Annotated in this window: 5 protein-coding genes; 1 reads left to right on the top strand and 4 read right to left on the bottom strand. The window is 47.1% G+C overall.

Going from position 1 to position 7,407, the window contains the following annotated elements; translation table 11 throughout:
* Nucleotides 1-91 precede the first annotated feature (91 nt).
* The gene (locus LOR49_RS16245; RefSeq protein ID WP_240378005.1) at nucleotides 92-769 is read right to left on the bottom strand and encodes a GntR family transcriptional regulator; all 678 of its coding nucleotides are present in this window, start codon (nucleotides 767-769) and stop codon (nucleotides 92-94) included.
* Nucleotides 770-1,259: 490 nt separating this feature from the next.
* Between LOR49_RS16245 and LOR49_RS16240 the strand changes: the two genes are divergently transcribed.
* Nucleotides 1,260-2,633 carry an aspartate aminotransferase family protein gene (locus LOR49_RS16240; protein ID WP_420830494.1) on the top strand — a complete coding sequence of 458 codons (1,374 nt, stop codon included), beginning with the start codon at nucleotides 1,260-1,262 and terminating at the stop codon, nucleotides 2,631-2,633.
* A 632-nt stretch (nucleotides 2,634-3,265) separates the two neighbouring features.
* Here the strand turns inward: LOR49_RS16240 and LOR49_RS16235 are convergent.
* From LOR49_RS16235 to LOR49_RS16225, 3 genes are all read right to left on the bottom strand, one after another.
* Complete coding sequence (locus LOR49_RS16235) at nucleotides 3,266-4,204, bottom strand: nuclease-related domain-containing protein (RefSeq protein ID WP_240378003.1); 939 nt, start codon at nucleotides 4,202-4,204, stop codon at nucleotides 3,266-3,268.
* A 66-nt stretch (nucleotides 4,205-4,270) separates the two neighbouring features.
* Nucleotides 4,271-5,194, bottom strand: coding sequence for a nuclease-related domain-containing protein (locus LOR49_RS16230; RefSeq protein WP_240378002.1), 924 nt, complete (start codon nucleotides 5,192-5,194; stop codon nucleotides 4,271-4,273).
* 224 nt (nucleotides 5,195-5,418) lie between these two features.
* A complete protein-coding gene (locus LOR49_RS16225) occupies nucleotides 5,419-6,810 on the bottom strand; it encodes a sigma-54 interaction domain-containing protein (protein ID WP_240378001.1) in 1,392 nt (463 codons plus the stop codon).
* Nucleotides 6,811-7,407: the final 597 nt, after the last annotated feature.

The following is a 7,407-nucleotide window of genomic DNA, read 5'->3' as shown; positions in this document are numbered from 1 at the left end:
CCACAGACCTGCTTTTGCAGGTCGAGGAGGCTGAGGCGTTGCCCGCGGAAAGCGTCCGCCTGCAGTGAAAATCAATATAAAACTATTTAGATTAATCCACAAAATCGAGGGTGACGGCAACTTGGTTAATATGTTCTTTTGCCAATCGTTCGACTTTTTGAACGTCTCGTTTTTTAAAAGCTTCCACGAGCATCGCATGTTCTTTCGTAAACAGCTGTTTTTTCTCCCTATAATACGGCTCCAGCTGGGATAAAAACGTGCGGATCTGCGTTTGAATGACTTTATACATGCTGATAATCCGGCTGTTGCCGCAGCGATGCACCAACGTCAAGTGGAATTGCATATCGATGTTAAAAAGGTCATACCACTTTTCTTCGTCAATTAATCGTTCCATCTCCACCAGCAATGTTTCCAAGTACGCAATATCCTCGTCCGTGATGCGGGATGTCGTTTTGAGCAAGGCGGGAATCTCGATCAGATAACGGAGCTCGGTAATTTCTTTCATGTCCTGTTTCGTAAAGTTATACACAAACGTGCCTTTGCGCGCTTTATTAATGACGAGCCCCTCATATTCCAAGCTCTGGAGGGCCTCCCGGAGCGAACTGCGGCTAATATCCAGTTCGGCCGCGAGCTCAGCTTCGAGCAACCGCTCTCCGTACGCAATTTCTCCCGTCCAAATGCGCCGGCGCAGTTCATCGGCGACCACTTGGCCTAGAGGCTTCTGTTTAATAGCACGAGAATTTTCTTCATTATGAATAGGTAGGTGCATAGACTTCCAACTTCCTTCACGTAATTAATAGGAGGCAAGAGGATGGTGAAAAAAATCTTGTTGATATGCGAATGTCGACAACATACCCACATTTATCTTAACGTCACCTTTTTAAATGGTCAACCTTTTTAGAAAATTTAAACGACAGGCAACCGAACGCTCTCTAAATAGGAAAATTGCAAAAATATAATATATTCAAAAGGATTGACAAAAAAAAACGACCCTGTAAAATAGAGGATGAGGATAGTCGTTTGCCGTATGTCGACAAACAACAAAAGACTCGCATGATTCCTTCAATAAGACAAATAATAAAAAAGGCGGCGTCACGTACATGGCGTGTCTTTTTTGCGAATGGGAAGAACACCCTGTTTCCTGCGTGCTTGTGTAAGGCGTGGTTTTTTCAAGCGCCAGGACGTGGGCAGATCCCCATTGTTTCATCATGACCTTTGGAGTTACGTTAACTCATATAGATGATTTTCAGAACGAAAGGATGATAGAGATGGCAAAAGAACTTACCGCTTCTCAATATCACGAGAAGGACCGTTCCAGCATTTGGCACGCCATGCGCGCGGATCAAAACGCCAAATCGTTGATCGCGAAGAAAGCAGAAGGCGCTTGGATTACAGATAACGAAGGCAATAAATATTTGGACGCGATGGCTGGTCTTTGGTGCGTAAACGCAGGGTACGGACGAAAAGAACTTGCGGACGTTGCGCATAAACAGTTGATGGAAATGCCATATTTCCCACTTACTCAAAGCCACGAGCCAGCTATTGAGCTTGCTCAAAAGCTGAACGAATGGATCGGCGACGACGATTACGTCTTCTTCTTCTCTAACAGTGGTTCGGAAGCAAACGAAACAGCGTTTAAAATCGCTCGTCAATACCATCACCAAACAGGCGATGCTTCCCGCTTTAAGTTCATTGCCCGTTACCGCGCGTACCACGGCAACACCATGGCAACCATGGCTGCCGGCGGTCAGAACCAGCGCGCGTATAAATATGAGCCGCTTTCTCCAGGGTTCTTGCACGTGACTCCTCCAGATTCGTACCGTGTTCCGAAAGGGGAAACACCAGAATCATGGGCGATCCAGTGTGCAAACGAAATCGAGCAAGTGATTAAATGGGAAATGAAAGAAACAATCGCAGCGGTTATCATGGAACCAATGATCACCGGCGGCGGTATCTTAATCCCGCACGACAGCTACATGCGTCGCGTTCGTGAGATCTGTGACGAGTACGGTGTGCTTCTCATTTCTGATGAAGTCATTAACGGATTCGGACGTACTGGTAAGAAATTCGGTTTCCAACACTCCGGTGTGAAGCCTGATATCATCTCCATGGCAAAAGGAATCACCAGTGCCTATCTACCACTTTCTGCGACAGCAGTAAGAAGAGATATCTATGAGAAATTCCAAGGTTCTGACGAGTACGATCACCTTCGCCATGTGAACACGTTCGGTGGTAACCCGGCCGCATGTGCGCTTGCGATCAAAAACCTCGAAATCATGGAAGAAGAAAAACTCGTAGAACGCTCCGCTGAACTCGGCGACCGTCTCCTCGACGAAATGAAGGAACTAGAAGAGCTTCCTTACGTAGGCGACGTACGTGGCCGCGGTCTTCTCTTTGGTATTGAAATGGTAAAAGACAAAGAAACAAAAGAACCGCTCGAAGGCGACATGCTCGCTAAAATCGTCGGCGGTTGTAAGCAAGACGGCCTGATCATCGGTAAAACAGCAGACACGGCAGCCGGCAACAACAACATCATCACACTCAGCCCGCCGCTCAGCATTACCGAAGACGACTTCCAATTCATCGTCAAAACGATCAAAAAGCACGTCAAAGAACAAGTAGCAAACGCATAAGAATAGATAAAGAAAAAGGCGGGGCTCCCCGCCTTTTTTCTATTTCCCTTTTCTTTTCATTTCCGCAGCACCCACACGTGCCCTCCCCAAAAGCAACAAACATCAGAATTCCTAAAACCGTGTCTCATGAAAACCTCATGAGACAACAAAAACAAAAACCATGAGGAAATCGGTCTCACGCGGGCGTCAAAAGACCAAAACCCAGCTGGAGCAGTCCCGGATTGGTCTTAAGAACGCTCCCAAAGACCAAAACTCGGTAGGAACAGGCTCGAATTGGTCTTAAGAACGCCCTAAAAGACCAAAACTAGGTAGGAGCAGGTCTGAATTGGTCTTAAGAACGCTCCCAAAGACCAAAACCCAGCTGGAGCAGGTTCGAATTGGTCTTAAGAACGCGTCAAAAGACCAAAACCCGGTTGGAGCAGTTCGAAATTGGTCTTAAGAACGCCCCAAAAGACCAAAACTCGGCTGGAACAGGCTCGAATTGGTCTTAAGAACGCTCCCAAAGACTAAACCCGAGTAGGAACAGGTCCGAATTGGTCTTAAGGACGCTCTCAAAGACCAAACCCGAGCAGGAATCAAGCCCAATCTGGTCTTTTGGACACGGCCCGCAACTAACCACTCACTACTACTTATCAAAAGGGGTTTCTCGGGGAGGGAACCATGGGATTCTCTACGAAATACGCATATCTGCCGCGTCCGATGAGGGTGTAGTTGCGTTTTAACACGTAGCGGATCTGTCTCATCGGGATCACGCCCGCGCACCACTCGAATATCGCCGCGGTTGTGATTTTTTTCTCGGGGAACAGTGCGGCAAATTCCGCTGTTTGCTGGAGTACCGCGGTTTTTCGGTCGATGGTGTTTTTACAAATGCGGCAATGAAACCGCTCGTCAACCAACAGGAGAAAGGAGCCGCACTGGTCACAGGTAACGCCTTTTTTCAACTGCTTATACTCATACTTCGGGAATTTCTGATAAGGTGACTTGTCCGTATGCAGGGAAAGAAGCCGTTCCGCAAGCTGTTGATGCTGTTGGGTAATCGACGAAGCTCTGCTGTTAAACTTGGTGAAAAATTGCTTCAATTGATTCGGGAAAATAATGGAAGGGTCCGGCAAAGCATGATACAACATAAATTCCGGATTAATAAAAATCAAATAAGGCGCGATCGAAAGGGAGGAGCGGTTGTGGCGGAGGAGTTTGGAAAGAAGAGATTCGGCCCGCTTTACTTGGTGAAGCGGATGGCTGATCTCGGTGCCGGACATCGCATACCACCGATCGTCCTCCAAGTAAAAATCGCCTTCGAAATTTTTCACTTCGAATAAAAAAAGCGTGTCACGTAACAAAACGAGGGAATCAAGTTGCACATACGACTGCTGGACGTTAAAGGTCAAATCATTCAAAACAAGGCAATCCACCGACAACGCCCGCAGCCAGTGATCAAACATTTTTTCACCTTCGAATCCTTTTTCGATATTACGAAAATGCTGCCTGTTCTCTTTCGGCAACGTCATCCGTGCGTCGACGTAATGGAAAATCTGTAACTCTTTTGGTTTCGTGCGGGTTTTTAGAAACATCTGGCACGTCCTTTCTGAACAGAATGGAAGGAAAAGGCGGACGAACCGCCTTTGTGAGAGGGAACATTAGAGGCTTTCCATAAAGAAGGAAGTAGTCTTAGACGGCCGGCGAGGGGGAGAATATTCTTTCAAGGACTGGCGTATTGTCGACAGCGGAACGGTACCGGCACACCAATCGTCTAGCGCGGCGGCGGTAGCTCGTCTCTCGGGAAAAAGCAGTTTAAACTCACCGATCAGCCGCTGCATGGTCGTGTCATACTTCCAGGAACGGTCGCAAGGAGCGCAATGAAACTGGTTCTCGTCAAACGTCATCATCGTGGCACACTTTTCACAGGTGACCCCTTTCGCTAATTCCTCATACTCATACGCGGGCGTGTAGCGGTCGGAAGGGTCCTCGATGTGCAAAGACAACAGCCGATCCGCGAGTTGATGATGCTGCTCGGTGACGTCAGGAGGGGAGTCGAGGACCAAATCGGCAAAAAAAGAACCTAACTGACCCGCAAACACAACGTCAGGGTCCGGCTGCGCATTGTACAAAACAAACTGAGGTTCCATACACATCAGATGCGACGCTGCGGTAAAGGAGGAAAAGCCGATCTGCCTCAAAAAACTAGTAAAAAGGGACGCCTTATCCTGCAGTTCCTGATGCGGAGCCCATCGTTCATCCATCTCTGGGTACGGATACCAATAGTCCCCCTTCGCATAATACGAACCCGGCCGCGTACACATTTCAAATAAATGGACCGTGTTAGCCTTGATGAGAAGGGTATCCACGTGGATATAACTTCTTCGGTACTCAAACGTCAGGTTATGTAGAATCAAATTATCGAGCGGTGCCCTATTCAGGAACTGATCAAATCTCACCATGCCTTTGTAATCATTGTAAATATGATGGAAATAAAAATTATCTTCCGGAGGGAAATTTTTTCTTGCGCTGGCACACAGAAAAACCTGCAACTCCAACGGTTCACGGCGATGTTTTTTAATCATAGGCCACTTCCTTCACTTGTAATACTATTATATTAGGATATGGGTCACAAAAGTGCAAGATAATTATCTGAATTTTAGATGAAAAACAAAAACTAAAGAGGAACGCTAGCTTTAAAAGTTGATTTGCCCTGAGGTCTAGAAGGAAGCCGCCTAAGTTCCCCGGCGTGTCCTGTAGGAACGGCGGCACAGCACATCCTGATTCACGAGCGTAATCGAGTAACGTCTCATTCATTTATATGATGGTTTGTGGTTAACCCGTACTTCTGCAATTTCCGAACGACGGTGGGCTGGCTGACCCCCAAATAGGTTGCCATTTTAGTGGTGCTTCCGCAGCGTTCCCGGGCTTCCAGCAGCACCTTGATTTCCGTATCTCTCATTATTTCCGCTAAAGATTTGCGGTCGATATCGTCCAAAGAGACGGATAAATGATGCGGATTCATTCTCTCGGGTAGATGCTCGGGCTGAATTGTTTGGTCCTCCACGGTTAAGAGAAGTCTTTCAATAATGTTTGCGAGTTCCCGGACATTCCCGGGCCAAGAGTAGCGCAGCAAGCAGTCGATCGTATGATGCGACAGCTCTTTTTCTAGGTGATAGCGTTCATTAAAAGTGCGGGTAAATTCCATGATTAAGGCGAGTAGGTCCTCCTGTCGCTCCTTCAATGACGGGATCGGGATATGAATAACCGACAAACGAAAGAACAGATCCTCCCGAAACTTACCTTCCCCAATCCGCTTCTCCAAGTCGACATGGGTGGCGGTAATAAGGCGGAAGTTGACTTCGCGCGGTTCGGTATCACCAATTCGGTAAAATGTTTTTTCCTGAATTAATTGGAGCAGCTTTGCTTGCAGATTAAAGGAAAGTTCCCCAATCTCATCGAGGAACAAGGTGCCGTCCTGCGCTTCTTCGACGAGTCCTTTTTTTCCTTTTGGATTAGCGCCGGTAAACGCTCCGGCTGTGTAGCCGAACAGCTCCGACTCTAGTAAGGATTCGGGAATACTCGCACAGTTAATCGGGACAAAGTTTCCTTTCCGGTTGCTCTTTTGGTGTAAATGCTCCGCCAATAAACTTTTCCCAACTCCAGATTCCCCTGTGAACAAAACGGCAGCTTCGGTTTCCGCCACTCGGTTCATCATCGTAAGCACCTGCTGCATGTTGTTACTGCGCGCGATAATGGTGGATCCATTCTCTTTGTAGTGCTTTAAGTGTTCGAGCTCTTGCTTGATGCTATCCAGCTCGCCCCCCATTTTTTTGATGTAGGCTTTTAATTTCTCCAGTTCGGTAAAGTCCTGGGAATAACAAGCGATAAGCCTCACTTGGCCCTGTTCATCGTACACCATGTTTCCGGTGACAAGCAGGTTCTTGCCATTTTGAGACTGCTGCACCATTGTTTGTTTTTCCCCGGTTTCTAATACTTTTCTCGCAATTGACGGATAAAAAACCCGCTCTTTTTCCAACTCATAGACGGACCTTCCGATGATTTCTTCTTTTTTCATGTCAAACCAGTGCTCCGTGGAATCATTCGCGAACACCACAATGCCGTCCATATCCACGATGATGACATCAGTGTAAATGCGGTCCACGATCTTATCTACTTCCAACGAGTATTCGATAGCCACTGTTATCGCCCCCATACCTGTCTATAACTCTCATTATACAACATTGTATAGACCTATACAAAAACGTATGAGTTCATGTATGCGTCAGTTTTTCTCGAGGAAACTATTCAATCTACACTTTCAACACTCTATTTTTGCGCGCCTACAGCTGACTTCCATTCGCTCTGGGCGGACGCTTTCCGCGGGCAACGCTTCAGCTTCCTCGGGCCAACAGGATGTTGGTCAAAAAGGCGTTGCCACAGGACGTGGCGTCCTTAGCCTTTCCCCTTAAAGAGCACTCGCTGCGGGATCTTCAGCTGTTGCTTTTCCCGCAGGAGTCGCCGCCCGACGCTCTTTTCAGTCAAGATAGTTAAAACATCTTTGTTGTCAAGTTGCTTTTTACATACAAGTCCATAATCAGCCCTGGGAAACATTCAGTTAAGCGTTTGTCTTATACAGTTTCGTATAAGCTGGTCGGCCGCACATGATCAAATCCCTGATACAAAGGGGAAGGGAATGTTGGCACAATACTTGCAATTATATAAGGGGCAAAGGCTTGTAGCTTATGCTCAGGCCATTCGCGCTTTTTTTAAAAATAATACAGTCAAGCGTTTATAC

This window comes from Bacillus piscicola, from assembly GCF_022458745.1.
GTDB lineage: Bacteria > Bacillota > Bacilli > Bacillales > Marinococcaceae > Alteribacillus_A > Alteribacillus_A piscicola.
This window is presented reverse-complemented; position numbering and strand designations above follow the sequence as displayed.

What these genes read in the sequence shown, in the direction of transcription:
- LOR49_RS16245 (WP_240378005.1), bottom strand. Translation starts at nt 769, where the DNA reads ATGCACCTACCTATTCATAATGAAGAAAATTCTCGTGCTATTAAACAG.
- LOR49_RS16235 (WP_240378003.1), bottom strand. Translation starts at nt 4,204, where the DNA reads ATGTTTCTAAAAACCCGCACGAAACCAAAAGAGTTACAGATTTTCCAT.
- LOR49_RS16230 (WP_240378002.1), bottom strand. Translation starts at nt 5,194, where the DNA reads ATGATTAAAAAACATCGCCGTGAACCGTTGGAGTTGCAGGTTTTTCTG.
- LOR49_RS16240 (WP_420830494.1), top strand. Translation starts at nt 1,260, where the DNA reads ATGATAGAGATGGCAAAAGAACTTACCGCTTCTCAATATCACGAGAAG.